General features: G+C 60.8%; 21 protein-coding genes and 1 pseudogene. 12 read left to right on the plus strand and 10 right to left on the minus strand.

Annotation, left to right across the window (positions count from 1 at the left end; genetic code table 11):
• The first annotated feature begins 166 nt into the window (after window positions 1–166).
• Window positions 167–2,239, plus strand: coding sequence for a transketolase (gene tkt / locus PW947_RS14715; protein WP_299633070.1), 2,073 nt, complete (start codon window positions 167–169; stop codon window positions 2,237–2,239).
• Between the two features lie 53 nt (window positions 2,240–2,292).
• On the opposite strand, the gene PW947_RS14720 is transcribed toward tkt, so the two are convergent.
• Both PW947_RS14720 and PW947_RS14725 read right to left on the minus strand, forming a co-directional pair.
• Window positions 2,293–4,248, minus strand: coding sequence for an ATP-binding protein (locus PW947_RS14720; RefSeq protein WP_299633071.1), 1,956 nt, complete (start codon window positions 4,246–4,248; stop codon window positions 2,293–2,295).
• 148 nt (window positions 4,249–4,396) lie between these two features.
• Window positions 4,397–5,320 (minus strand): YihY/virulence factor BrkB family protein, encoded by a 924-nt coding sequence (locus PW947_RS14725; RefSeq protein ID WP_299633072.1) that lies wholly within the window; start codon window positions 5,318–5,320, stop codon window positions 4,397–4,399.
• Window positions 5,321–5,749: 429 nt separating this feature from the next.
• Here PW947_RS14725 and PW947_RS14730 point away from each other — a divergent pair, with 429 nt between their 5' ends.
• The 3 genes from PW947_RS14730 (at window position 5,750) to PW947_RS14740 (ending at window position 9,187) form a co-directional block, all read left to right on the plus strand.
• Entirely contained in the window at window positions 5,750–6,895 is a 1,146-nt protein-coding gene (locus PW947_RS14730) for a ligase-associated DNA damage response exonuclease (RefSeq protein ID WP_299633073.1), read from the plus strand.
• Between the two features lie 10 nt (window positions 6,896–6,905).
• Window positions 6,906–8,591: an ATP-dependent DNA ligase gene (locus tag PW947_RS14735; RefSeq protein WP_299633074.1), complete on the plus strand. Its 1,686-nt coding sequence runs from the start codon at window positions 6,906–6,908 to the stop codon at window positions 8,589–8,591.
• A gap of 137 nt (window positions 8,592–8,728) precedes the next feature.
• Entirely contained in the window at window positions 8,729–9,187 is a 459-nt protein-coding gene (locus PW947_RS14740) for a response regulator (RefSeq protein WP_299633075.1), read from the plus strand.
• Between the two features lie 70 nt (window positions 9,188–9,257).
• Here PW947_RS14740 and PW947_RS14745 read toward each other — a convergent pair whose 3' ends face one another.
• Entirely contained in the window at window positions 9,258–9,713 is a 456-nt protein-coding gene (locus PW947_RS14745; RefSeq protein ID WP_299633313.1) for a CBS domain-containing protein, read from the minus strand.
• Window positions 9,714–9,802: 89 nt separating this feature from the next.
• A complete protein-coding gene (locus PW947_RS14750) occupies window positions 9,803–10,204 on the minus strand; it encodes a PRC-barrel domain-containing protein (RefSeq protein ID WP_299633076.1) in 402 nt (133 codons plus the stop codon).
• A 187-nt stretch (window positions 10,205–10,391) separates the two neighbouring features.
• Here PW947_RS14750 and glgX point away from each other — a divergent pair, with 187 nt between their 5' ends.
• The 3 genes from glgX to PW947_RS14765 are packed head-to-tail and all read left to right on the plus strand — an operon-like array spanning window position 10,392 to window position 14,983.
• Window positions 10,392–12,596 carry a glycogen debranching protein GlgX gene (gene glgX, locus PW947_RS14755; RefSeq protein ID WP_299633077.1) on the plus strand — a complete coding sequence of 735 codons (2,205 nt, stop codon included), beginning with the start codon at window positions 10,392–10,394 and terminating at the stop codon, window positions 12,594–12,596.
• Window positions 12,597–12,626: 30 nt separating this feature from the next.
• On the plus strand, window positions 12,627–12,824 hold the full coding sequence (locus tag PW947_RS14760; RefSeq protein ID WP_299633078.1) for a DUF2934 domain-containing protein: 198 nt from the start codon (window positions 12,627–12,629) through the stop codon (window positions 12,822–12,824).
• A 38-nt stretch (window positions 12,825–12,862) separates the two neighbouring features.
• Complete coding sequence (locus PW947_RS14765) at window positions 12,863–14,983, plus strand: AI-2E family transporter (RefSeq protein WP_299633079.1); 2,121 nt, start codon at window positions 12,863–12,865, stop codon at window positions 14,981–14,983.
• 4 nt (window positions 14,984–14,987) lie between these two features.
• Here the strand turns inward: PW947_RS14765 and PW947_RS14770 are convergent.
• The 6 genes and pseudogenes from PW947_RS14770 to PW947_RS14790 form a co-directional block, all read right to left on the minus strand.
• A pseudogene (locus tag PW947_RS14770) lies at window positions 14,988–15,253 on the minus strand (hypothetical protein); the annotation flags it as partial.
• A gap of 117 nt (window positions 15,254–15,370) precedes the next feature.
• Window positions 15,371–15,544 (minus strand): hypothetical protein, encoded by a 174-nt coding sequence (locus PW947_RS14775; RefSeq protein ID WP_299633080.1) that lies wholly within the window; start codon window positions 15,542–15,544, stop codon window positions 15,371–15,373.
• Between the two features lie 220 nt (window positions 15,545–15,764).
• Window positions 15,765–16,013: an oxidoreductase C-terminal domain-containing protein gene (locus PW947_RS31235; protein WP_366146118.1), complete on the minus strand. Its 249-nt coding sequence runs from the start codon at window positions 16,011–16,013 to the stop codon at window positions 15,765–15,767.
• Window positions 15,935–17,341, minus strand: coding sequence for an FAD-dependent oxidoreductase (locus tag PW947_RS14780; protein WP_366146119.1), 1,407 nt, complete (start codon window positions 17,339–17,341; stop codon window positions 15,935–15,937). Before PW947_RS14780 ends, PW947_RS31235 begins: the two co-directional genes overlap by 79 nt.
• A 183-nt stretch (window positions 17,342–17,524) precedes the next feature.
• Window positions 17,525–18,595: a hypothetical protein gene (locus tag PW947_RS14785; protein WP_299633081.1), complete on the minus strand. Its 1,071-nt coding sequence runs from the start codon at window positions 18,593–18,595 to the stop codon at window positions 17,525–17,527.
• Window positions 18,596–18,788: 193 nt separating this feature from the next.
• Complete coding sequence (locus PW947_RS14790) at window positions 18,789–19,493, minus strand: PIG-L family deacetylase (protein WP_299633082.1); 705 nt, start codon at window positions 19,491–19,493, stop codon at window positions 18,789–18,791.
• A gap of 683 nt (window positions 19,494–20,176) precedes the next feature.
• On the opposite strand from PW947_RS14790, the gene PW947_RS14795 reads away from it, so the two are divergent.
• The 5 genes from PW947_RS14795 (at window position 20,177) to PW947_RS14815 (ending at window position 25,290) form a co-directional block, all read left to right on the plus strand.
• Window positions 20,177–21,094, plus strand: a complete 918-nt coding sequence (locus tag PW947_RS14795; protein ID WP_299633083.1) for an STAS domain-containing protein — start codon at window positions 20,177–20,179, stop codon at window positions 21,092–21,094.
• A gap of 61 nt (window positions 21,095–21,155) precedes the next feature.
• Entirely contained in the window at window positions 21,156–21,515 is a 360-nt protein-coding gene (locus PW947_RS14800) for an STAS domain-containing protein (protein WP_299633084.1), read from the plus strand.
• A 116-nt stretch (window positions 21,516–21,631) separates the two neighbouring features.
• Window positions 21,632–22,054 carry an anti-sigma regulatory factor gene (locus PW947_RS14805; protein WP_299633314.1) on the plus strand — a complete coding sequence of 141 codons (423 nt, stop codon included), beginning with the start codon at window positions 21,632–21,634 and terminating at the stop codon, window positions 22,052–22,054.
• Window positions 22,039–23,178: an ATP-binding SpoIIE family protein phosphatase gene (locus PW947_RS14810; RefSeq protein WP_299633085.1), complete on the plus strand. Its 1,140-nt coding sequence runs from the start codon at window positions 22,039–22,041 to the stop codon at window positions 23,176–23,178. Before PW947_RS14805 ends, PW947_RS14810 begins: the two co-directional genes overlap by 16 nt.
• 54 nt (window positions 23,179–23,232) lie before the next feature.
• Window positions 23,233–25,290: a response regulator gene (locus PW947_RS14815; RefSeq protein ID WP_366146120.1), complete on the plus strand. Its 2,058-nt coding sequence runs from the start codon at window positions 23,233–23,235 to the stop codon at window positions 25,288–25,290.

Raw genomic sequence — 25,290 nt, forward strand, 5'->3', positions numbered from 1 at the left:
CCGCTGCAAGCACGCTTACAAAACCGACATCTTCATTTCCCCGGCGACATCCCAGCCGCACCACGCGTGCGATGGGCACCGTCGCTGCACTGCAATCCATCGTGACGTACAGTGACGAAGACGACGCTACGTTGTCCTTCTCCTTATCGTCGAACAGGAGTGTCCCATGCAAAGCGATCCCGCCCTCGACCAGCTGTGCGTCAATACGATTCGCACGCTGTCGATGGACGCCGTTCAGAAAGCGAATTCCGGCCACCCAGGTACGCCGATGGCGCTTGCGCCGGTCGCTTATCACCTGTGGCAAAACCATCTGCGCTACGACCCTGACGAACCGTTGTGGCCCAATCGCGACCGCTTCGTGCTGTCGGTCGGCCATGCGTCGATGCTGCTGTATTCGATGCTTCATCTGACCGGCGTGAAAGCCGTCGATCACGCAGGCAAGCCGACCGACGGTCCGGCCGTGTCGCTACAGGATATCGAGCAGTTCCGTCAGCTCGACAGCAAGACGCCGGGGCACCCCGAATACCGGATGACGACCGGCGTCGAGACCACCACGGGTCCGCTGGGTCAAGGTCTCGGCAACAGCGTCGGCATGGCGATGGCGGCGCGCTGGTACGAGTCGCGCTTCAACCAGCCTGCGGCGCAACTGTTCGATTACCGCGTGTATGCGCTATGCGGTGACGGCGACATGATGGAAGGGGTGTCGCACGAAGCGGCATCGCTCGCGGGTCACCTGAAGTTGTCGAACCTGATCTGGATTTACGACAGCAACCGCGTGACCATCGAAGGTCACACGGATCTCGCCTATAGCGACGACGTCGAATCGCGCTTTCGCGGCTACAACTGGCACACGCTGCACGTGGACGATGTCAACGACGCCGCAGCACTCGAAGCGGCAATCGTCGAAGCGAAAAGCGTCACCGACCGGCCGACGCTGATCGTCGTGAAGAGCATTATCGGTTGGGGCGCGCCGAACAAGCAGGACACGTCCGCGGCGCACGGTGAAGCGCTCGGCGTCGAAGAAGTGAAACTCGCAAAACGGGCATACGGGTGGCCCGAAGACAAATTCTTCTATGTCCCGGACGGCGTGTATCAGCGTTTCGCGGACGGCATGGGCGCGCGCGGCAAGGCCGCAAACACGGCATGGAAAGCGAAATTCGACGCGTATGCGATGGAGTATCCGCAACTTGCCGGCGAGCTTACGCAAATCGATGCGCATCAGTTGCCGGATGGCTGGGACGTCGATCTACCCACGTTCGAGCCGGATGTGAAAGGCATCGCAACGCGCGATTCATCGGGCAAGGTGTTGAACGAGATCGCAAAGCGGGTGCCCTGGCTGCTCGGCGGCGCGGCGGATCTCTCACCGTCCACCAAGACCAATCTGAAGTTCGAGGGCGCAGGCAGCTTCGAATTCGATAACTACGGTGGCCGCAATCTGCATTTCGGCATTCGCGAACATGGAATGGGCGCGGTAGCCAACGGGCTCGCGTTGTCCAATTTGCGGCCTTATGCATCGACGTTCCTGATCTTCAGCGACTACATGAAGCCACCCATCCGGCTCTCGTCGATCATGGAAGTGCCGGTGATCTACGTGTTCACGCATGATTCGATCGGCGTCGGCGAGGACGGTCCCACTCACCAGCCGATCGAGCAGCTCGCGTCGTTGCGTGCGGTCCCCGGTCTGACGGTGTTGCGTCCCGGCGATGCCAACGAAGTGACGCAGTCGTGGCGAGTCGCGTTGTCGAAGCCGCAACGGCCCGCATGCCTCGTGTTGACGCGGCAGCCGTTGCCGACGCTCGACCGCACGAAATACGGATCGGCAGAAGGTGTCGAAAAGGGTGCTTACGTGCTCGCCGACGCACCTGACGGTCAGAAGCCGAAGGTCTTGCTGCTGGCCACCGGCAGCGAAGTGTCGTTGTGCGTCGATGCGTATGAAAAGCTGAAAGCGGAAGGTATCGCGGCGCGTGTCGTGTCGATGCCATCCTGGGATCTCTTCGAGGCTCAGGACGACGCGTATAAAGATTCGGTGCTACCGCCCGATGTCGATGCGCGCGTATGCGTCGAGCAGGCCGCGACGCTCGGTTGGGACCGCTATGTGGGACGGCTCGGCGCGCAGATCGTGATGCATACGTTCGGTGCGTCCGCGCCGTTGAAGGCGCTGCAGACGAAGTTCGGGTTCACGCCCGAGCGCGTGTACGAAGCCGCGAAACAGCAATTGACGCGCGTCGGGAACGGTTGACGCGCGAACGGAGCACGCGTTTTACGCCGGCGAAAGCCACCGGCGTAAAACCCTTATTCGAGCAGTCTTAGCAAATCTCGCGGATCGACGGGTTTCGTGAAGTGATGATCGAAACCCGCTTCGATCGCCGCCTGTTTGTCCTGTTGCTGGCCCCAGCCCGTTACCGCGATCAAAAGAATGCCGGTCATGCGCGTATCGGCGCGAATGCGACGTGCTACCTCGTAACCGTTCAGGTTCGGCAAGCCGATATCGAGCACCACGACATCCGGCGCAAAGGCCACGAGCGCGTCCAGTCCCGCCGCGCCGTCACCTGCGGTTTGCACCGCGTGTCCCTCCAGTTCGAGCACCATCGCAAGGCTGAGGGCGGCATCTTCGTTGTCGTCCACGACCAGTACGCGGCGGATCGCGGTGTGGCTGTCACATTCATCCGGGGCATCGTTCCCCGATGCATGACTCGCCTGACTGACCGGCAGGCGGATCGTGAATTCACTGCCTTTGCCGATTCCTTCGCTGTGCGCGGTGATCGTACCGCCGTGCAGTTCGACGAGTCCGCGAACCAGCGCGAGCCCGATGCCGAGTCCGCCTTGCGAGCGGTCCAGCGCGGGCGCGAGTTGCGAAAACATTTCGAACACGCTCGACAGATGTTCCTGCGGAATGCCGATACCCGAATCGCGCACCGTAATGACCGCTTCGTCTCCCATGCGCTCAGCGCATAGCAGGATCTGGCCGCCCGGTGGCGTGTATTTCGCGGCGTTATTGAGCAGATTCAGAATCATCTGTGACAGCCGGGTGGGATCGGCGTCGAGAAAGATCGGTTCGGCCGGCAGAGTTACGCTCAAGTGATGCGACGACGCTTGCACCGAAGGGCGTGCCGCTTCCATCGCCGCCTGCATCGCCCATGCAAGTTCGAGATGCTGTTTGCGCAATTCGAGCTTGCCTTGTGTGATTCGCGATACTTCGAGAAGATCGTCGACCAGATGGGTCATATGTTGCAACTGGCGGTCGAACACTTCGCGCGCCCATTTCAATTGCGGATCGGCAACGTCTTTCAGGCGCAGCACTTCGAGCACGTTGCGCATCGGCGCAAGCGGATTGCGCAGTTCGTGCGCGAGCGTGGCGAGGAATTCATCCTTGCGCCGGTCCGCTTTCGACAGTTCGAGATTCAGATGCTGCAACTGTTCTTCGGCATGACGGCGATCGGTGATGTCGGTGCCGAGGCCATAGATGACGTCGGGCTGTCCGTCGCGGCCATAGGTTGAGCGGCCGCGTCCTTCCATCCAGCGCCACGTGTTATCCGCATGGCGATAGCGGAATTCGATCACGTAGTCGTCGCCGGTCGTGACCGCGTGCTCGACGGCGGTATCGAATGCCGGACGGTCTTCCGGATGAATGCGCCCGAAGAATCCACCGGGGATGCCGTCGAACGTGCCTTCGTCGAAGCCGGCGAGTTCTTCGAGTTCGCGGCTCCACCAGACATTCGATGCGTGCCGCTCATGCGACCATGCTCCCATGCGCGCGCCTCGCATCGCGAGGCTCAGCACGTCGCGGCTTTCCTGCAATGCGCGTTGCGCGGTCTGATGGGCGACCACGGATGCTTCGGCCTTTTGCCGCGCGAGCAGCAGTTCCTGTTCGTACTTGTGACGGTCCGCGACCATCATCACGGCGATTTCGACATACGTGGTGTCGCCGTGTTCGCGACGCACCGCATTGAGCAGCATCGGCACGTTATGGCCGTCACGATGCAACATGCTCAGTTTCACCTCCGCAACCGAGCCCTGCATGTGCAGCAGCGGCGCCCAGTGCGTCTGATGAAATACCTTGCCGCCTGCGGTCAGCAGGTCCTGGACGCGCAACTGGCCGATGCAGTCGGCGGCACGCAGTCCGAGCCAGTTGCAGAAGGTCGTGTTCGCACGCAGGATGCGGCCGTCCACGTCGGTCACGATCAGACCGCATGCGGCTTGTTCGAACAGCGTTTCGAACGATAAGGTCGGGTGGAATACCTGAGTCATCGGCTCAATGTAGAGGGGCGTTGCGCGCCGCGCTGCCCGTTGTGGGCACACGCATGCTCGCATGCGAAATCCGCATGTCAGCCGCCATTATCACGATGGTACTTTACTCAGACTAGAACGGGGGGCCGCGTGCACCCGTTGACGGCATTCAGCCGGTATGCAGTTCGGTGTCGATCCGCGGGGCTTGCGGCTCGCCGAACCGCTCGTATTCCGCGATCACCTGCGCGCCGAACAGCAGCAGCGTTGCCAGCCATTCGAGGCTGAACAGGATCACGATCGCCATGGTCAACGAACCATAAACGACGCTGACCTGCGACAAGGTCGCGAAATACCACGTCAGCACATGCCGCGTCACTTCCCAGAGGAATGCCGCAGTGACCGCGCCGATCAGCGCGCGACGCCAGGACAGGCGACCGACCGGCATGACCAGATATATCGACGTCAGGACGAAGATTTCGCCCGCGAGTCCGAACACATATAACAACGCGCGCGACAAGCCTTGCAACGAGATGTGTTCGCCGAACACATTCAGGCCTTCCGCGCCGACCGCATCCAGCGACGTCGACACCAGTGTTACGAGCAGCAAACCGATGCCGAGACACAGGATGTAGCAGTACGGCAGCAACGCCGACAGCAGAAAATGACGCCGCCGTATCGCGACACGATGAACAAAGATCACCGACATTGCATTTTCCAGCACGGTGAACGCCAGCGAACTGAAAAAGATCATCGTCACGAGCAACACCAGACCGATCACATTCTGATGCGCGAGGAAGTTCGCAAGCTCGCGAACCATTGCCGATGCCTGTCCCGGCAGCAGCCACCGCAACAGGTGGCCAACGGCCGACAGCACCGTGTGTCGATCGAATATCCGCGACAGCACGATCACAATCAGGATCAGCAGCGGCACGATCGACAGCAACGCGTAGTAGGCCACCGCCCCCGCGAGCAGCAAACCCTGATTGGCGCGAAACGCCTTCAGGGTTTGCCATAGGAACGCACCTGGATGAACGAGCACGTTGCGCGCGTGACTACGCGCGTCGAAGTGCCTGACCTGCAAAGGGTGCTGCATACGGACTCCGGATCGGGCGATGCCGCCACGGCATACGAAAAGGGCATGCGTCACGCGATAAACGCCGGTATTCCGTCAGCGCATCGCATGTCATTCCTTCCCATCAAGCAAGAATGCGACCAATGCGGATAACCGCAGGTTTCATGCCGTCCGGATGCGGGGAATATTCCGGTTGCGCGCGTTTTTATCGCGGTGTTTGATGGAAGCGCTTTCGCTCGCGTTGTCGCCGTGGCTTTTGGAAGGATGTTTCAGTACTCACCGAAAAACGACTCGCGGGAACAGCGGTTGCTGTGTTGCACCAATTGTTTTCTCACTGGACTGCCACGATTCCGCAGATGACGGTAAGCGTTGCACAGCGGTCCGGTTCCGGCTGTATGACCTGATTCTCCACGTGCTTGTCCGGTTCGCTTTCCGTATGGAATTTCGCCGATGCATTCGTTCGACATGCAAACCGCTCCACTTGAAACGGCCGACCTGATCGTTGCGCGGCCGGAAGGGCTTTATTGCCCGCCGGGTGGTTTTTACATCGATCCGTGGCGTCCAGTAGAACGCGCGGTGATTACGCACGCGCATTCGGACCATGCGCGCTTCGGTCATCGTCACTATCTGGTGGCACAGTCGGGCATCGGCGTATTGCTGTCGCGTTTGCCCGGTATCGATGTGCAGGCAATAGCGTACGGCGAGCGTGTGACGATCAACGGTGTGACAGTGTCGTTGCATCCGGCCGGGCACGTGCTGGGATCGTCGCAGGTGCGGGTCGAGCATGCGGGGCGAGTATGGGTGGCATCCGGCGATTACAAGCTCGACCCGGACCCAACCTGCGCTGCATTCGAACCGGTGCGATGCGATACGTTCATCACGGAATCCACCTTTGGTTTGCCGATTTATCGTTGGGATCCGCCGCAGACGATCTTCGACGGCATCGATGCATGGTGGCGTCACAACGCCGCGCAAGGGCGTGCGTCGGTGGTGTTCTGCTACGCGTTCGGCAAGGCGCAGCGCCTGCTTGCGAGCATCGACGCCGGTATCGGACCGATCTTCTGTCATGGCGCGGTCGAGCCGCTGAATCGCGAATATCGCGCGGCGGGCGTCGCGCTGCCGCCAGTGCGTCTGGTCAGTGAGATTCCCGCGAAAGAAAAGGCCTTGTTTAAAGGCGCATTGATCGTCGCGCCGCCTTCGGCGCAAGGCAGTACGTGGTTGCGTCGCTTTGGCGATTACAGCGACGCTTTCGCATCGGGCTGGATGCGTTTGCGGGGCGCGCGTCGGCGGCGAGGCGTCGATCGCGGCTTTGTATTGTCCGATCATGCCGATTGGCCGCAGTTGCAAACGGCGATTCGTTCGACTGGCGCATCGCGCGTCATCGTCACGCATGGTCAGGTGGAACCGATGGTGCGCTGGCTGCGCGAACAGGGCTTGCAGGCCGGTGCGTTCGTGACCGAATACGGCGACGACCCGGTCGAAGCCGATGCCGTCGGCGCCGATGGCGCAAATGCGCCGCGGACGGTTGCTTCCGCAACGGACCCGGGCGCCCGCATCGACGCGGATACCGCATTCGCGTCGCAGGTGGATCCATGAGGCCACCGCAATGAAGCGCTTTGCTGCCCTGTATACCGCGCTCGACGCCACGACATCGACCCATGACAAGCTCGATGCGCTGACGGCATACTTCGCCGCCGCGCAACCGGAAGATGCCGCGTGGGCGTCGTATTTCCTTGCGGGTGGCAAGCCGAGGCAGGCGGTGCCGACGCGTCAGCTGACTGACATTGCGTGCGAGCGCGCGGGTTTGCCGATGTGGTTGTTCGACGAGTCGTATCACGCAGTCGGCGATCTCGCGGAAACCATCGCGCATATCTTGCCGCCCGCACAGCGCTCGTCGGAACTTGGCTTGACGCAGTGGATCGAGCAGCGCGTGTTGCCATTGCGGGGCGTGACGGGCGATGAACTGCGCGAGCGCCTGGTCACGTATTGGGACGAACTCGACTGGAGCGGCCGTTTCCTGTTGAGCAAGCTGATCGGCGGCGGGTTCAGGGTTGGTGTCGCGCGACAACTGGTGGTGCGTGCACTGGCAGAAGTGGCGGGCGTCGATCACAAACGGATCGCGCAACGGATGGTCGGCTGGACCGATTCGACGCAAAAGCCCGATGCCGCGCGCTATCTGCGACTGATCGCTCCGGAGGCGGCCAACGATCCAAACGCCGCTGACATGACGTCCGTGGTTGCACACGATAGCGATCTCGGTTTGCCATACCCGTTCTTTCTCGCGCATCCGTTGCAGTCGGATGTCGATGCACTCGGTTCACCGGCAGACTGGTTGATCGAGTGGAAGTGGGACGGCATTCGCGCGCAAGTCGTGAAGCGCGCGGGGCGAGTGTGGGTGTGGTCGCGCGGTGAAGATCTGATCACCGAGCGTTTTCCCGAAATCGTTGCGATGGCGAACGACTTGCCCGACGGCACTGTGCTGGACGGCGAGATTCTCGCGTGGGAAGCGGGCGCGCCGATTCCATTGCCGTTTGCGCAGTTGCAACCACGAATCGCACGCAAGACGCTGACGAAAAAGATTCTGGCGGATTCGCCAGCTGCGTTTCTCGCATACGACCTGCTGGAAGCAAACAGCGAAGATCTGCGATTGACGCCGATCGCAACCCGTCGTGAACGGCTGGATGCGCTACGCGCATCGATGAATGGCTCGCATGCGCACAACGCATGGCAGGTTTCGCCGCTGATCGATGCGTCGAACTGGGATGCGCTGCGCGCATTGCGTGAAGAAAGCCGCGCGCGCGGCGTTGAAGGACTGATGTTGAAGCAGCGTCAGTCGATGTATGGCGTGGGCCGCACCAAGGCGTCGGGAACATGGTGGAAATGGAAGATCGACCCCTATGCGATCGATGCGGTGCTGCTCTACGCGCAACGCGGTCACGGGCGGCGGGCGAGCCTCTACACGGATTTCACGTTCGCGGTGTGGGACGAGGTGGACGGCATGCGTACCTTGGTGCCGTTCGCCAAGGCGTACTCCGGACTGACCGACGAGGAAATGCGACAGGTCGATGCGGTGGTCAGGAAGACGACCGTCGAAAAGTTCGGCCCGGTGCGCAGCGTCACGCCAAGCCTCGTGTTCGAAATCGGTTTTGAAGGAATACAGGCAAGTCCGCGTCACAAGTCCGGTGTGGCGGTGCGCTTTCCGCGCATGTTGCGCTGGCGCACCGACAAACAGATCGACGACGCGGACACGCTGGCGATGCTGAAAGGATTTATCGACGACCGGCCCGGTTGAACGGGCCGCCACGACACGTGTGCGTCGGGCGCGGCGCACCGTTTATTGACCGACAAGACGCGGACGAACGACCGTGCGGTTGGACTGTGCGTTGCAAGCCAGCAGAGGCCAGCGGCTTGCAGCGTGAGGAGATCGTTGTGACGGGCAAAGACACCTTCGACGACAATGAAGATGTTGTCGTGTGGCGACCCATACCGCATGCGCTGGCTCTCCATCGGCGCGTGCTTGTCGTCGACGATTACGAGGAGGCGGCCGAAGCGCTGCAACTGCTTTTGCATGCCGATGGATTCGACTGCAAGGCATTGAACGATCCGTTGTCCGTGTGCGAGATCGCACGGCAGTGGCAGCCGTTCGCCGTCGTGCTCGACATTGCGATGCCTGGACTCGACGGCCTCGAACTGGCGCGGCGGTTGCGCGCCAATCCTTCGACCGCGCATATGCTGCTGGTCGCATGTACCGCGTTCGCATCCCGCGACGACAAGGAACGCGCGCGCGCAGTCGGATTCGATGCGCACTGCGCGAAGCCGTTGACGCCGGAATTGCTGTTGCGGGTGCTGGAGCGGGCCACGGATCAGGTCGATCGCGGCCTTCAATGAGCGTGGCATTGTCAGAAGCGGGACGCACATCGGTGAGCATTGTGCATCCCCCGCCTGGCGTCTATTCAATTCAATGCCGGCGTGTTTGCGACACACCTTCCAGCGTATCCGCCAGTTCATCCAGGGATGCGCGTGGCGCATGCGTTCCCATTCCGGCGTGTATCGCGCCTTTTCCGTCATCCAGCGATAACGCGCCGACCAGATGTTGCTGGTGATCCACGACAGACATGCGCTGCACCTGTCCGGCCGTCATGCGTCGTTGAACAACATCGAGATCGTCATCATCGAAACACCATGTTGCGTTTTCGCTTGCGATTTCGCGCACCGGCGTGCTACTGCTCTTTCCTTCCGACATCGCACGCACGGCGATATCGCGGTCGGTCACCATGCCGACCAGCCGGTGGTTCTCGCAAATCGGCAGCACGCTGACGTCGTAGCGACGCATCAGTTCTGCCGCATGCTTGATCGTGTCGCTCGGGCTGATGTCCACGACATCGCGGGACATCACTTCAGAAACGTGATGCATGAAATCCTCCTTGCACTGAGTGGAAGGTGACGCTGGCTTGAAAACTTTACCGGTCGCACGCGTCGTTCGACACGCGACGACCGTATCGATCAATCCGGCGCGTACTTGAATTCGGGCATGGCCTTTAGCGATTCCGACGTCACATCGGGCATCACGACCTGCGTTTTCGATATCTGCAGATGTGACATCGGGACGGCAACCAGATGCTTGCCCATGCCCATGAAACCGCCCACCGAGAGGATGGCGAACGAGCCCTGATCGTTGGGCGCGATGATCAGGTCATCGACGGAACCGACCTTGTCCTTGTTACGATCGTAGACGGGCGCACCGCTCAGCTTCGATGCGCGAAAGCCGGACGCGACCTGAACCACATCGGTATGTTTTTCGGTGATCGACTGTGGCGTGCCTTGTGCGACAGCGCTGGCGGACCAACCGGTTGAAACAAGCGCGGCCAGCAGCGCGGTGGAACTCAGTCTCGTGATTGTTTTCATCTGCTTTCTCCCTGATGCATGACATGCGATATTGCATGGGCTCGCGCGTACTGCGCGGTCTCAACAGACGGTCTTGCAAGGACCGTGCCGCTATCTCCCGAGCGGGACCGGAACTTGCAGGAGCAGTGTGATCCGTCGCTTCGATCTCGCTTCGTTTCCTCCACCCATTGCCCAAGGAAATACCAACATGACAATCCCGGCCAGCACGAGACGTATCGCGGAAGGCGCGCCATTCCCGCTCGGTGCGTCATGGGACGGTAAAGGCGTCAACTTCGCGCTCTTCTCGGCGCATGCGTCGAAGGTGGAATTGTGTCTGTTCGACGCGACCGGAGAGCACGAGCTGGAACGGATCGAATTGCCCGAATTTACCGACGAGGTGTGGCATGTGTACGTGCCCAATCTCAAACCGGGCGCTGTCTACGGGTACCGCGTGCATGGGCCGTATGCGCCCGAGGAGGGGCATCGCTTCAATCCGAACAAGTTGTTGCTCGACCCGTACGCGAAGGCGCATATCGGTGAGCTGAAGTGGGGGCCGGAGGTTTTCGGCTACACGCTCGATTCCGAAGAAGCCGATCTCAGTTTCGATGAACGCGACAGCGCGCCCTTCGTGCCGAAGTGCAAGGTGGTGGATGCAAATTTCTCATGGACGCATCCAGAGCGCAGTCCACTGCCGTGGGAGCGCGTCATTTTCTATGAAACGCATGTTCGTGGCTTCACGAAACGCCATCCCGCCGTACCGGAAAATTTGCGTGGCACGTTCGCGGGTCTGGGTCAGCAGGCGATCGTCGATTACATCAAAGGGCTGGGCGTGACGTCGGTCGAACTGATGCCGATCCAGACTTTCGTCAACGACAACTATCTGCTGGATAAAGGGCTGACGAACTACTGGGGCTACAACACGATCGGTTTCTTCGCAGCGGATCCCCGCTTTTTTGCGGGGCAAAACGATTCGCTCGACGAGTTCAAGGAAATGGTGGACCGCTTTCATAATGCCGGTCTCGAAGTGATTCTGGACGTGGTGTACAACCACACGGCCGAAGGCAACGAACGCGGTCCGACGCTCTCGTTCAAGGGAATCGACAACGCGTCGTACTACCGTTTGATGCCTGATGAGAAGCGTTATTACATCAACGACACAGGCACCGGCAATACGCTGAACCTCTCGCATCCGCGCGTGCTGCAAATGGTGACGGACAGTTTGCGTTACTGGGTGACGGAGATGAAGGTCGATGGATTCCGCTTCGATCTCGCGACCATTCTGGGCCGTGAAGAGCATGGTTTCGACGAAGGTGGCGGGTTCCTCGATAGCTGCCGGCAAGACCCGGTTTTGTCGGCGGTGAGGCTGATTGCCGAGCCGTGGGATTGCGGCCCCGGTGGCTATCAGGTTGGCGGATTTCCGCCGGGCTGGGCCGAGTGGAACGACAAATTCCGCGACACGTCACGCGCATTCTGGAAAGGCGACGAAGCGACCGCCGCCGACTTCGCCACACGCGTCACCGGTTCTGGCGACAAGTTCAACCATCGCGGTCGCAGACCGTGGGCTAGCGTCAACTTCATTGCAGCACACGACGGCTTTACGTTGAACGATCTCGTGTCGTACAACGACAAGCATAACGACGGAAACGGCGAAGACAATAAAGACGGCCATTCGGATAACCGTTCGTGGAATATGGGCGTCGAAGGTCCGACCGACGACCTGGAAATTCGCCAGCAACGCGAGCGGCAGAAGCGCAATCTGCTCGCTACGCTGCTGATGTCGCAAGGCACACCGATGATTCTCGCCGGCGACGAATTTGGCCGCACGCAGAAAGGAAATAACAACGCGTATTGCCAGGACAACGAAATCAGCTGGCTGGATTGGGATGGCATCGACGACGATGGCCGGATGTTGACGGAGTTCGTCAAGAACCTGATCACGATGCGCAGCAAACTGCCCGCGTTGCGACGTGGGCGATTTTTGATGGGCGAATATAACGAAACGCTCGATGTCACGGATGCGCGCTGGCTATCGCCATCCAGCGACGATCTGACCCAGGAACAATGGGACGATCCGTCGATGCGTTGCTTCGGGCTGGTGATCGACGGTCGCGCGCAGGCTACCGGTATTCGTCGTCCGGCTTCGGATGCCACCTTGCTTCTGGTGTTCAACGCGCATCATGACGTCGTCAATTTCACGCTGCCCGATATTCCCGGACCGGATGAATGGATGTGTCTGCTCGATACCAATGCGCCCGTGCGTGAAGAGTTGCCACGCTTCACGGCGGGTGCAACGTATCAGGTGACCGCGCGTTCGATGCTGCTGTTTGCGCTCGAGGCGCACAGTCGCGCCACGCAACGCGTATTCGACGGATTGCAGGAGCAGTTGACGACGGATGAGATCGACATCCCCTGATCTGATCGACGAAACGACGAGGACATTGATATGGCAAAGATGTCGATTGATGAGCAGATCCGTACTCGCGCCTACTATCTGTGGCAGAACGCGAAGCATCCGAAGACCAGTCCGGATGATTACTGGGAACAGGCGCGGCTGGAGATAGAAGGCGAGGGTGTGGGCGGCGAAGCGAATGCGGAGGCCGACGCGCTCTCTAAACGAATCGACCCGCCGCCGAAGGAGTAATCCGCAGCGGCCTATGTGTCCCGAGCGATGTCCGACCCATGAACGACGCGACCGATCCGCCGCCGCAACGGCCCGCCACCCGCATTTCGCCATCGTCGACGCCGGGTATCGATGGGCTGGTGACGCTTGCGGTCGGCGTGACGGTGGTGGCCGGGCTTTACTTCGGCCGCGCGGTGTTGATTCCAATCACGCTCGCGATTCTGCTGAGTTTTCTCGTCGCGCCGCTGGCGGATTTCATGCGCCGTTTTCGGATCGGGCATGTGGCGTCGGTATTCGTCGCAGTCGGGTTGTCGGTTTCGGTGATCGTGCTATTTGGCACCGTGATCGCCACGCAATTGACCGATCTCGCCGCAGGTATTCCTCGCTATCAGGCGACCATCGAACGTAAGCTCGACGCCGCGCATAACGTCACCGTCGGCCGGCTGGATCATTTTGCAAGCGTCGCGGGTCAGGCATTGCAGCGCGTGACCGCAGAGCCGCCCGCTGCGCCCGCCGATCGCGCACCGCATGCGTTGACACCGACGCCTTCGCGTTCATCGCGTTCATCTCAGACCTCGCCGCCATCATCGCAATCGTCGGCGTCGTCGCAACCTGATGCTGCGATGCCCGTCGAAGTACGCGAGCCGGTTCCTACGCCGTTCGAGCTGGCTCGACGTGTCGTGTCGCCCGTCATCAGTCCGCTGGAAACCACCTTTATCGTATTCGTCGTGATGGTGGTGATTCTGCTGCAGCGCGACGATCTGCGCGATCGCGCAATCCGTTTGTTCGGATCGCGCGACCTGCACCGCACGACGACCGTGATGGACGAAGCCGCGCGACGGCTGAGTCGCTACTTCGTTTCGCAACTCGGTGTGAATGCCGGCGTGGGCGTCCTGGTCGGCGTGGGTTTGCAGATCATCGGCGTGCCGAGCCCTGTTTTGTGGGGCATTATGGCCGCGCTGCTGCGCCTCGTGCCGTACGTCGGCATCTGGATTTCAGCGGCGCTCGCGACGGCGCTGGCGGCCGCTGTCGGGCCCGGATGGTCGATGGCGTTGTGGTCGATTGCGTTGTTCGTGACTGTCGAAGTCGTCGTGGGACAAGTGGTCGAGCCTCTGCTTTACGGACACAGTACGGGCCTTTCGCCATTTTCGGTGGTGGTCGCCGCGATTTTCTGGAGTTCGATCTGGGGGCCGATCGGGCTGATCCTCTCGACGCCATTGACACTGTGCCTGCTCGTTCTTGGCCGCCATGTCCGACGGCTCGAATTTCTCGATGTGCTGCTCGGCGATCAACCCGCACTCACGCCCGTCGAAAATTTCTACCAGCGCGCATTGGCCGGCGATCCGGACGAGGCGATCGGCCAGGCGGAAATCATGCTGCGCGACAGATCGCTAGCGACGTATTACGACGAGGTCGCGATCAAAGGCTTGCGGCTCGCCGCAAACGACGTCGTGCGCGGGCGCGTGACCGCCGCCCAACTCGCGCGGATCGAAACGACGACCAACGACCTGATGGAAGGGTTGGAGAGCTACGACGATATAGAGCCCGGTTCGTCTATGCCAGCGTCGGTTGCTTCGACGTCGGAATCGATACAGGAAGAGCCGCCACTTGCGCCGGTTTCGTTATCGTCCGGTACGGAAGAGGAACATACGTCAGCATCCGGTAGCTTCGATCCACGCGCATCGAGCGAAACCGTTGCGTCAGGTGACACGATGACTGGCGCGCGTCATCGCGTGATCTGCATTTCCGGGCGTGGGCCGCTCGATGCGCTGGCGTCATCGATCGTCGTGCAGTTGCTCGGCAAGCATGAATTCGAATGCCGGATCGTCCCGAACGAGGCCGCTTCGCGAACCACGATCGCGACGCTCGATATCGCCGACGTCGATCTGGTTTGCATTTTCTACCTTCAGATAGAGGGTATTCCGTCTCATCTTCGCTATCTTGTGAAACGGGTGCGCGAGCGTTTGCCGGATGCATCGATCGTAGTGGGCTTGTGGCCGTCGGGTCTGACGGATCGCTGGAGCGAAGACCTGCAAAGCGCACTCGGCGCGGATCACTATGCGACGTCGATGAAAGACATGATTCATGCATGCATGAAGTTTTCGACGCAACCGCCTGCCGCGACGTATGCGAACGGTGTGCGTGAATCCGCGCATCCCGTCGATGGCGTCGCGGCCTGAGCGGTCAGTCGGTATCCTGCCAGCCTCCACCCAACGCCTTGTAAAGCGCGACGAGATCTGTCGTGACCTGCACGGTGCCTTGTTGTGCGTATTGCTGACGCGCGTGTTGCTCGCTCCGAACGGGTAGAACAGATGTGACCAACGCGACAGATCGCTGGCATTCGTAGCGCGTGTGCCGATGTAGCCCGTCAGCGATATGTCCGGATAAAACTGCGCGACGGCAACGCCGACATTCGCGAGTGCTGCGTGCAGGTCGGTCTCGGTACGGCGGGCACTCTGCCCGGCGTTGATAGCCCGTTCAGTGCTTATGTAATCTGCTGGTCGAGCTGACTTAAGCAATTGCGCGCGGCGGCATGCATGACCGGATGCCGCCGCGCGATACAGTCGTTATTTTTTGCTGCCCGAACCGGATGTGTCTTTCGACTTGTCGTCGTCGGTTTCGATGCGGGTCGTGCCGCCAGTGGACGGTGGATCGCTTGCCGGGAAGGTGTCTTCGTTGGCCTTGTCGATCTGCTTCTCAGATTTGTCGGCATGCGGATGCTGTTCTTTGGGTTCGCTCATCTTCATCTCCTTCGGATGCGGCACGTAAATGCCGTCAGTTGTCGCGGTTAGGGGCGAACGCCGAGCCGTGGCGGCTCCTTCAAACTGGGTGTTGCGCTCATGGCGCGTGGTGTGCCCATTTGCGACGTAGCAAGAACCGGACTCGACCCGAATTCGCGCGTCCCGATACAGGCACGATATGCATGCGTCCAACGCATGCATCGCAGACATGCGCTTATTCCTATTGTTTTTCGCCGATGAGCCTTACAGCGTCCGCTTGAGAAAGCGGCGCGCGCATCGCTTCGATCAGCCGCGCGGTGGTCGCTTCACGCTCGCATGCGAGCGCGGCGACCAGTTGTCCGTCCTTGACGAACAGCGCGATAAATTGCTGGGCAGAGAGTTTTCCTTCGATCACGACATCGTCCCAGTCGCGTGGATGCCCGAGATATTCGAAGCGCTTTCCGTAGTGGTAAGTCCAAAAGTACGGCACGCCGTCGTACTGCGCTGGCGCGGCGCGGCGCGGGACGGGTTCGACGCGAATCCGTCGACCATATTGCGAGCGGCGATACGCGCGTGCTGTTGCGCGACGCGCCAATGTTCTATCCGAACGTGCGGACCGTTTTTCGTCAAAGGAAAGCTCACGATATCGCCGGCAGCATAGAGACCCGGCGCGGCTTGCATGCCGGCATCGACCGCGATGGCCCCGTCTTTCTCCAGCGTCACCCCTTCGACAAAATCCGTGGCGGGCGTGACGCCGGTGCCGATCAGCACGGCGTCGGCGGGAAGATGGGCGCCGCTATCCAGCGTGACGGAGTGCACGGCGCCCTCATCGCCTTCGAGCGCGATCACTTTGGTCCCGAGCCGGAATGTCACGCCATTGTCTTCATGCAGGCGTTGAAACATGGTGCCGATTTCTTCGCAGAACTGCTTGGCAAAAGGAATTTTTTCGGGCGACGTGATCGTGACCGCAACGTGGCGCTTGCGCAGCGCGGACGCAGCTTCGAGGCCGATAAAGCTGCTACCGATAATGACCGCGCGCCGATGATCGGGCAGGCCGTCCATCAGCGCGCGCGAATCGTCGAGACTGCGCAGCAGATACACGCGCGAGAGGTGACGGCCGGGCAAGCCAGGCACGATCGGTTTGCCGCCCGGTGCGAGTAGCGCGGCATCGTATTCGAGTTCGCGGCCATCCTGAAGGTGGACGACCCGTTTGCGCGGATCGAGGCGTGTTACATCGGCAACGACGCGCTGGATATCTGCGCGTTCAAGGAATCCGTCGGGCAGCAGGGGTGGCACGTCGTCAGGTTTCATCTCGCCGGACATCACGAACTTGCTAAGCGCGGTGCGATCGTATGGCGGGGCGGTTTCGTTACCGACGAGGCTGATGCGTCCCGCGAAGCCGAACTCGCGCAGTGCAGCGCATGCGGCGGCGCCTGCCGCACCCGCACCGACAATCGCAACATGCCGCGAGTCCGCTTGTGCGGGCTGCGCGGCGGGCGGAATTTTGTCCGGCGATACCAGAACGTCGTCGCCGGAGATCGTCACCGGATAACGGTCTAGTGGAAAGAGTGCGGGTGGTTCGATCAGATCGCCAGTAGACGCGTCGAATGTCGCTTTATGCCACGGGCACACGATCCGCCCGTTACACAATGCGCCTTCTTCCAGCGGTGCGCCTGCATGCGGACAATCGGCGGTGAACGCATGGACCGTGCTTCCAGCGCGGACCAGCAACACTTTTTCGCCATCGACTTCGACGCGTGTTGCATGGCTTTCATGCAATTGCGAGAGGCGGGCAACGGGTTGGGCAGAGCGCGGCATCGGTTTCCCCTGAACTCGAAAGACGACAGGACGCGCACGCGTGCGATCGTCGTGAACGCACTAGCAAACCATGTGCCGTCGTTGTGCGCTGACTTGCGCTGTGTCCTTACGCATGCTCGCATGCACAGCGCGCATGCGAGCATGGGCAAGACGACCGATCCGCCCGAGCCGTGACCGGCAAAATCAGTTGGCCGGGATCGTGACGATCGGTGCTTTCGAATTCGTGTCGGCCTCGGCAAGCGCCATCAGGTTCTGCACCACGGTGAACGCATATTTCGAATCGAAGTCGTTGCGATCCACCCAATAGGTCGCATCGTTATACGCAATCGCGACGTAGGCGTTGGGCGGTGGCTTCGTCCCGGACCGCACGATGATCGTCGGACGCGTTTCCCCGCCGATCAGCCCGACGGTGGGCATCGTCGAGCCGTCTGCAATCCGGTCCTTGGGCACCTGAACTTGCGCGCCCAGATCGGTGAGGATGCCGAGGACCGAGCGCGTGACCATCGGTATGCGGTCGCCGGCTTCGGCTGACGGACCGTACACGACCTCATAGCTTCGTGTGTTCGGCGACAGATGCAGGAGTTCGCGCGCGCGACGCAAGTCGGCTGTGGTTTGCGGCGATAGCCCGCTCGTGGTCGCGCCCATCACGAGAAAGACGCGACTCGCATCTTTGTCGTTGCGCGAGTTCACGTTGAGTTCGCCTGCCATTTGCAGTCGCCGTAACACTTGAAGGAGTTCGAAGAAGCCAGGCGCGCCAGCGGCATTTTCTCCACCCAGTGCAGTGCCGTTCTGAAGTCCACCAATCGATTGCGCGGAGATGCGGAGCAGCAGATCGATCGGGATGCCACCTTCAGCGAGTGGCAACACGAGTGTCGGCGCAAGCGGGCGAATATAGGCGGATGCGTACGCGTCGCCGGTGGTCGGCGTAAACGTGAACGTGGGGTGATTCGAATACGACACGCTGCCGGTGGCAAGCGCGTAATTCGGCAAGCTGCCAGAGCCGATATTGCCGGTTGCACCCGCTGTCGTATCGAAGGTGTACGCAGCGATGATCTGGCTAACCGTGAGGAAGGCGGGCGAATCGGCGTATCGCAAGCCGACCACGGCAGCGAGAATTTCGCGCTTTTTAGCATCGCCGAGTGCGCGTGCGTAGTCCACCTGATCGGCCTTGAGGCGGTTAGGTCCGACGTGAACGCAAGCGGAGGTCAGGCAGGCAACGGACAACGTGATGGCGAGAGAGGCGGGTCTGAACATTGGCTGGGCGCGATAGCGAGTGGCGGGCACGGAGGCTGGGGTAGCAGGGGATGTGCCTGCGTGCATTCCGCTTGCATGTATCGCTCGCGCTTTAAGTCGCGCAATCGGGCGTGCTGCCGTCGTCGGGCCGCTCTATTGCGAGCCGGCAAGCACGCTCAATCAGTTCAATGGAAACTGGTTGCGCGATCGACGATCAATGTCGGATCGCAAGCGACCAATAATGCTCGGGCGCAAAGACATCGTCATAGCCGGACTCGTCAGAAGCCTTCAGGTGGCTTTTATACGCATGGACGGCCTCGCTCTTCATGGCCGCATAGCGCCCACGACGCACTGAACCTTCGCCCACACCGCGCTCCAGCACGGGTACAGGCGTCGCAATGTATCCGCGTTGTTCCAGATCGCCCAGCCGTTTCTGCACGACGCCCGGTTCGCGGCGGTAGATTGCTTCTTCGTAGGCAAACCATTTCATGCCCGGCAGTCTTGGCATCACCTTGCAGCATGCGTCGAATACCAGTTCATGGTCGGAGTGGCCGAGTCCCAATGGAATCAGAAGCTCACTGGCATTCGATGCGCGCACAGCTTTTTCCAGGACGTCTGCGATATCCGCAGCGGCCGGCGTGTCGTTGTACTGGCTATCGCTAAAGGGTAAGCGGGCCGCTTTGGCTTCGAGGATCGCAAGTGCACGATCGTCTTCAATGGTCCGTGCACGGAGTGCCTCGTAAGCACTGTCGAACCCGCATCGTGTGTCCCAATGCGTGGACATGTCGCGTTCAGGAGGCGCAGCGAATACCGTGCAAACGATTGCTGCCGGGTTAGCGGCGATGAGTTCGCCGCAACTGAATACCGCGTCATCGAAATGTGGCGACACGACAAATAAACGGAGGGTGTCTGGTGTCATAAATCGGGTATGCGCCGTTGCGGCGGGTTAAATTCAAGCGGCGTGAGTCGATGTCGGTCGCACGTACATATTGCGAAGTGGCATTTCGCAGGATCGCGTTATGCGATCCCATTCGATTCGTCGGACCGTCTACGCGCCGGGACTCATTGCGTTAGCTCATGGGTAAATCGGGTTACTTCTCTTATAGAGCATTTGGTGTGCCATCGTTGGACTGTGGCTTGCTTTTGACGTCGCGATCGACAGCATGGTGTTTTTGCTTTCAATCTGTTTTCAGGCGCATTCCACCCGGGCGCGGAGTGCACGCCAATGGTGCGAGTTGCACATAGCCGCTTAAGCAATGCGATGCTTTTTACAAAGGCTTGTAAGGAGGTGGCGGATCGGGCTAAGCAGCGTGATCGTCCCAGTACTGCGTTGGCCCCGCGTCGCATAACCGGCAAAGATTACCCTTTAAAGCATCTTCTTTCTTAGCCATGAGGTAAGAAATATCCGTGCCCCGTAATCCCGTTGTAGCGACGTCAACGGCCATGCTAGAGTCCCTGCACTTAGTTGAAGCGGACGTCGGTACGCGGTTGGCAACGCACTCGGAACGCGAAATCGCTGCGCAAAAAAAGCTGCCACGACGGCTCGCAAATCCAAATCCAGCCAGCCTCCTGTGAGGCTGCGAAATACATGGGGAACTGTGAATGGAAACGGTCGGCGGATTGCGTCTCGCCCAATTGTTCAATGACCGCCAGGCGGATCTGCTAGGCGAATGGGTTGCACAGCAACACGCAATCGCTGCGCGTCGGGGTGTCAGCGAAGCGCAGTTGCGCACCCAGTTCATGCAGTTCGTCGGACTGACCTGCGCGGCATTGTCTTCGTCGGATCGCATCAACGTGCAATCCAGTACGTGGGACGAAGTGCGCGGCTTCCTCGCTGAAGTCTCCACGCAGCGTGCCCGCCAGGGTTTCTCCCCGGTCGAAACGGCGATGTTCGTGTTCTCGCTGAAACAGCCGCTGTTTATGCGCTTGCGCAGCGAACTTGCGGCGGAACCGGTCGTGCTGGCGGATCTCACGTGGTCGATCAGCACGTTGCTCGATGCGCTGGGGTTGCATACCACAGAGGTCTATCAGACCAGTCGCGAGCAGGTCATCGTGCGCCAGCAGCAAGAACTGCTCGAACTGTCCACGCCGGTCGTGCAACTCTGGAACGGCGTGCTCGCGTTGCCGTTGATCGGCACGCTCGACTCCGCGCGCACGCAAGTGGTGATGGAAAGCCTGTTGCAGAAGATCGTCGAGACCGGCGCTGCAATCGCGATTATCGACATCACGGGTGTTCCGACCGTGGATACGCTGGTTGCACAGCATCTGTTGAAAACGGTCGCGGCTGCACGTTTGATGGGCGCGGACTGCATCATCAGCGGCATCCGTCCGCAGATCGCGCAAACCATCGTGCATCTCGGCGTGAACCTGTCCAACGTGATCACCAAAGCCACGCTTGCCGATGCATTCATCATCGCGTTGCAGCGCTCGGGTCAATCGGTCACGGATTCGATCTCCGCGAGAAGCGACGGTCCGTTTACCAACGGCCCGTTGCGCGGTTCCCAGTTCGGCGGCGATTAATCCGGCGCCGACGAGTCAGCGGCACGGCATCTAGCCGCGCAATCAATACAAGGGAACCGCGATGGAACGCATTCCGATTTTGCGCATGGGCCGCTTCCTGCTCGTGACGATTCAGGTGGATATGCACGACCGCCTCGCGCTCGCGTTGCAGGACGATCTGACTACGCGCATCGTCAAGGATCGCGCTAAAGGCGTGCTGATCGATATTTCGTCGCTAGACGTGGTGGATTCATTCATTGGACGGATGATCGGCGATACCGCTGCGATGGCAAGCGTGCTCGATGCACAAACGGTCGTAGTTGGCATGCAGCCTTCGGTTGCGATCACTCTGGTCGAACTGGGCCTCGCACTCACCGGTGTGCGCACCGCGTTGAACGTCGAGAAGGGGATGGCGCTACTGACCGGGAACACACCGTTTTGAGCACCGACGCCGACAAACGGTATGCGCCACCAGGCGCATCGACGTCGCCTTATGGCGAACGTGCTTCGTCTTCGCGCGATGCGAATGCGGACGCGTCGTCGTTTGGCGGCGGCGCGATTCCACCCGAAGCGGACGTCGCGCCTAATGAAATTCTGCCGATCCGTTCCGACGAACAGATCGTCCGGTTGCGTCAGTACGTCCGCGAAAAAGCCGTTGCGCAAGGGCTATCGTTGATCGATCAGACCAAGTTCGTGACCGCAGCCAGCGAACTGGCACGCAACACGCTTACGTATGGTGGCGGAGGCGACGTCCACTGCTATGTGCTCGAACGAAACGGCCGCAAGGGCTTGCGTCTGGAGTTTATCGATAACGGGCCGGGGATCGTGGATATCCCGCGTGCACTAACGGACGGTTATACGTCGGGCTCCGGTTTAGGGCTCGGCCTGGGCGGCGCAAAACGTTTGTGCGACGAATTTTCGATCCGCTCCGCGCCGGGCGAGGGAACCCATATTTCGATCAGCAAATGGAAGCCGTATTAAGTCAGGCAATGCCCGCACAACAGCGCTTCGAGATCGGCGATCCGAGTCAGGTTTCGTATGCGCGACGCGGCATCGGGGAGATCGCCGCGCATCTCGGCTTCAGTGACACGCTCACCGGCCGTATCGCGATCATCGTCACGGAATGCGGCACCAATCTGCTGAAGCATGCGAAGCATGGCGAACTGCTGGTGCGTCCGCTGACCGACAGTGTCGGGCCGCAACAGGGCGCATCGGACCGCTTCGGAATCGAGATCCTGTCGATCGATAACGGTCCGGGCATCGCCGATATCCGCGCCTGTTTCGTCGACGGCTATACGACGGCGGGCAGTCCCGGCAACGGCATGGGCGCGATCCAGCGCCTCGCTAGCGAACTCGATATCTGGAGCGAGCCGGGTCAGGGCACCGTATTGCGCGTCGTCGTATGGAGCGATGCAGCAGCGACGCCCGGTGCGGACAGTACGCCCGCACGCGCGTCCGGTTCAGTCGAATATGGCGCGATCAATCTCGCGTTGCACGGCGAATTGCTGAGCGGCGACGCATGGACCTGCACGCAAGGTAACGACGGCTTTACCGTCATGATCGTGGATGGACTCGGTCACGGTCCGCTTGCCAACGTTGCCGCGGTTGCCGCGACAAGCACGTTGCCGCCGTTCGGTCACGCTACGCTCGCCGAAATAGTCAATGCCGCGCACGAAGCGTTGCGCCCGACACGCGGCGCTGCAATCGGCGTCGCACGGTTGCCGCCGCTGCCGCAGCAATCATCTGACGATGAGGCAGTAGCACCATTTTCCGGGCGCATCGCGCAAGATTTCGGCGTGGTGCGTTTTTGCGGTGTGGGCAATATTGCGGCAAGCGTGTGGACGCCGGAAAGCCATCGGCATCTCGTTTCGCATGCAGGCATCGTCGGGCACACGATTCGCAAGACGCAGGAATTCGATGTGCCGTGGTCGGCGGGCGCATTGCTGGTCATGCATTCGGATGGGCTGGCCACGCGTTGGGATCTCGGCCGGTATCCCGGCTTGACGTTGCGTCATCCGTCGCTGATCGCCGCCGTGCTGTATCGCGATTACTCGCGCGGCCGCGACGACCTGACAGTGTTCGTCGCGAGAGAAGTCCTGCCGTAATGACGCATGGCAGGCGCGATGGTAATGAAGGCATTGCAGGGAATTAGCGCTACCATGAGGCAGCACGTGATGCTGCTGCAAGCGCGCATCGTGCGCATGTCGTACTCGCATGCGTACCGCGCATGCATGAGCCGCATGCATGCATGCATCCATCCGGATACGGGAACGGGCGATCACAGCAGCACGACGGACACGACTTCCATGAGCGACGCGAGTGCCAGCCTGATTCTGAATGTCGATGACAACGACGGTGCGCGATATGCGAAAACCCGCATCCTGTCGCGTGCGGGTTTCAATGTCATCGAAGCATCCAACGGTCTCGAAGCGATCGAGCGGGCGCGTACGTCGTCGCCCGATCTCGTGTTGCTCGATATACGTCTGCCCGATCTGAACGGCTTCGAGGTGTGCCGCCAGTTGAAGGCCGCGCCCGAAACAGCGGGCATTCTGGTGTTGCAGACTTCGGCTGCGGCCGTGCAGAGCGTGGACCGGATTCGCGGGCTGGATGGCGGTGCGGACAGCTATCTGATCGAACCAACCGAACCGGCCGAGTTGATCGCACATGTGCGCGCGCTGCTGCGGGTGCGTCGTGCGGAAGGCGCGCTGCGTGAAAGCGAGGAGCGCTTTCGCCAGATGGCGGAAAACATCGACGACGTGTTCTGGATGCTCGATCCCGCGACAGGTGAATTGCTTTATGTGAGTCCGGCGTATTGCCGATTGTGGGGTGACGCGTCGGGTGTGCCGAAGCCGGGCGATGGACACTGGGCGGGCAGGATCGATCCGCTCGACGAAGCGCGCGTCGCCGCGTCGTATCGTGCGCTGGCCGACGGCGTGCCCTACGAAATCGAATACCGGATCGTCCGGCCGGACGGCGCGATGCGCTGGGTCGCGGAGCGTGGCTTCGCCGTGCGCGATGTGCGTGACCGCATCTATCGTCTCGCGGGGATCGTCAACGATATTTCCGAGCGCAAGGCGAACGACACGTTGCTGCGCGACGCCGATCGCCGCAAGGACGAATTCCTCGCGATGCTCGCACACGAACTTCGCAATCCGCTCGCACCGATCCGTAACGCGATCGAATTGCTCGACCCGGAACGGTCGCCATCGCCGGAGAGTTTCGACGCAATGCGCTCGATCATCGAACGGCAGGTCAAGCATCTGAGCCGACTCGTCGATGACCTGCTCGACGTCGCGCGCATTACGCAAGGCAAGATCACGCTGCGGCAGGAGATCGTCGGGCTGGCGGCTGCCATCGAGGCGGCAATCGAGACATCAGCGCCAGTCTTGACGCGCAAAGCGCACCGCCTGAGCACGAACTTGCCGGAGACGCCGCTCTATATCGTCGGCGACGGCGTGCGGATCGCGCAGGTGCTCGGCAATCTGTTGTCCAACGCGGCGAAATACACGCCGCAGGGCGGCGACATCCACATTGATGTAATCGAGTCTGGCGACGACGTGCACATCATGATTCGCGATAACGGTGTCGGCATGGATCCCGATACCGTGCCGCATATTTTCGAGCTGTTCGTACAGTCGGAGAATTCGCTCGAACGCTCCGAAGGCGGGCTCGGGATCGGCTTGCCGCTCGCGCGTACGCTGGTGGAATTGCACGGCGGACGCATCGATGCGTTTTCGTCAGGGCCCGGGCAGGGCAGCGAGTTTGTTGTTCGCTTGCCGTTGACGCGGGTTGCAGACGGCGCGGGTTTCGATCTGTTGCCTGCCATGCATGAAACGCATGCGAGCATGCGTGCGCGGCGTGTGTTGCTTGTCGATGACAGCGTCGATGCGGCGATCGCGATGTCGCTTGTGCTCGAATCGGACGGTTACGATGTTCGGGTGGCGCACGAAGCGCTTGCAGCGCTCGAAATCGCCGACGACTTTCTCCCTGAAATCATCCTGCTCGATCTCGGTTTGCCGGGCATGGATGGCTTTCAGCTTGCACGAGAGATGCGGTTGCGGCCGTCGGGCGCGAGTGCGCTGCTGATTGCGGTGACGGGGTACGGACAAAGCAGCGATCGGCAGCGCACGCGCGAAGCGGGCTTCGATCACCACTTTGTCAAACCCGTGTCCGTCGAAGAGATCCAACGGGCGATCGAGGCGCGATTCAAGGCTTGA

Origin of the sequence: Paraburkholderia sp. (genome assembly GCF_028283785.1) — a bacterium.
Taxonomy (GTDB): Bacteria; Pseudomonadota; Gammaproteobacteria; order Burkholderiales; family Burkholderiaceae; genus Paraburkholderia.

What these genes read in the sequence shown, in the direction of transcription:
- PW947_RS14780 (WP_366146119.1), bottom strand. Translation starts at nt 17,341, where the DNA reads ATGCCGCGCTCTGCCCAACCCGTTGCCCGCCTCTCGCAATTGCATGAA.
- PW947_RS14745 (WP_299633313.1), bottom strand. Translation starts at nt 9,713, where the DNA reads ATGCATCACGTTTCTGAAGTGATGTCCCGCGATGTCGTGGACATCAGC.
- glgX (WP_299633077.1), top strand. Translation starts at nt 10,392, where the DNA reads ATGACAATCCCGGCCAGCACGAGACGTATCGCGGAAGGCGCGCCATTC.
- PW947_RS14750 (WP_299633076.1), bottom strand. Translation starts at nt 10,204, where the DNA reads ATGAAAACAATCACGAGACTGAGTTCCACCGCGCTGCTGGCCGCGCTT.
- PW947_RS14730 (WP_299633073.1), top strand. Translation starts at nt 5,750, where the DNA reads ATGCATTCGTTCGACATGCAAACCGCTCCACTTGAAACGGCCGACCTG.
- PW947_RS14800 (WP_299633084.1), top strand. Translation starts at nt 21,156, where the DNA reads ATGGAACGCATTCCGATTTTGCGCATGGGCCGCTTCCTGCTCGTGACG.
- PW947_RS14810 (WP_299633085.1), top strand. Translation starts at nt 22,039, where the DNA reads ATGGAAGCCGTATTAAGTCAGGCAATGCCCGCACAACAGCGCTTCGAG.
- PW947_RS14725 (WP_299633072.1), bottom strand. Translation starts at nt 5,320, where the DNA reads ATGCAGCACCCTTTGCAGGTCAGGCACTTCGACGCGCGTAGTCACGCG.
- PW947_RS14785 (WP_299633081.1), bottom strand. Translation starts at nt 18,595, where the DNA reads ATGTTCAGACCCGCCTCTCTCGCCATCACGTTGTCCGTTGCCTGCCTG.
- PW947_RS14765 (WP_299633079.1), top strand. Translation starts at nt 12,863, where the DNA reads ATGAACGACGCGACCGATCCGCCGCCGCAACGGCCCGCCACCCGCATT.
- PW947_RS14735 (WP_299633074.1), top strand. Translation starts at nt 6,906, where the DNA reads ATGAAGCGCTTTGCTGCCCTGTATACCGCGCTCGACGCCACGACATCG.
- PW947_RS14795 (WP_299633083.1), top strand. Translation starts at nt 20,177, where the DNA reads ATGGAAACGGTCGGCGGATTGCGTCTCGCCCAATTGTTCAATGACCGC.
- PW947_RS14815 (WP_366146120.1), top strand. Translation starts at nt 23,233, where the DNA reads ATGAGGCAGCACGTGATGCTGCTGCAAGCGCGCATCGTGCGCATGTCG.
- tkt (WP_299633070.1), top strand. Translation starts at nt 167, where the DNA reads ATGCAAAGCGATCCCGCCCTCGACCAGCTGTGCGTCAATACGATTCGC.
- PW947_RS14720 (WP_299633071.1), bottom strand. Translation starts at nt 4,248, where the DNA reads ATGACTCAGGTATTCCACCCGACCTTATCGTTCGAAACGCTGTTCGAA.
- PW947_RS14790 (WP_299633082.1), bottom strand. Translation starts at nt 19,493, where the DNA reads ATGACACCAGACACCCTCCGTTTATTTGTCGTGTCGCCACATTTCGAT.
- PW947_RS14760 (WP_299633078.1), top strand. Translation starts at nt 12,627, where the DNA reads ATGGCAAAGATGTCGATTGATGAGCAGATCCGTACTCGCGCCTACTAT.
- PW947_RS14775 (WP_299633080.1), bottom strand. Translation starts at nt 15,544, where the DNA reads ATGAGCGAACCCAAAGAACAGCATCCGCATGCCGACAAATCTGAGAAG.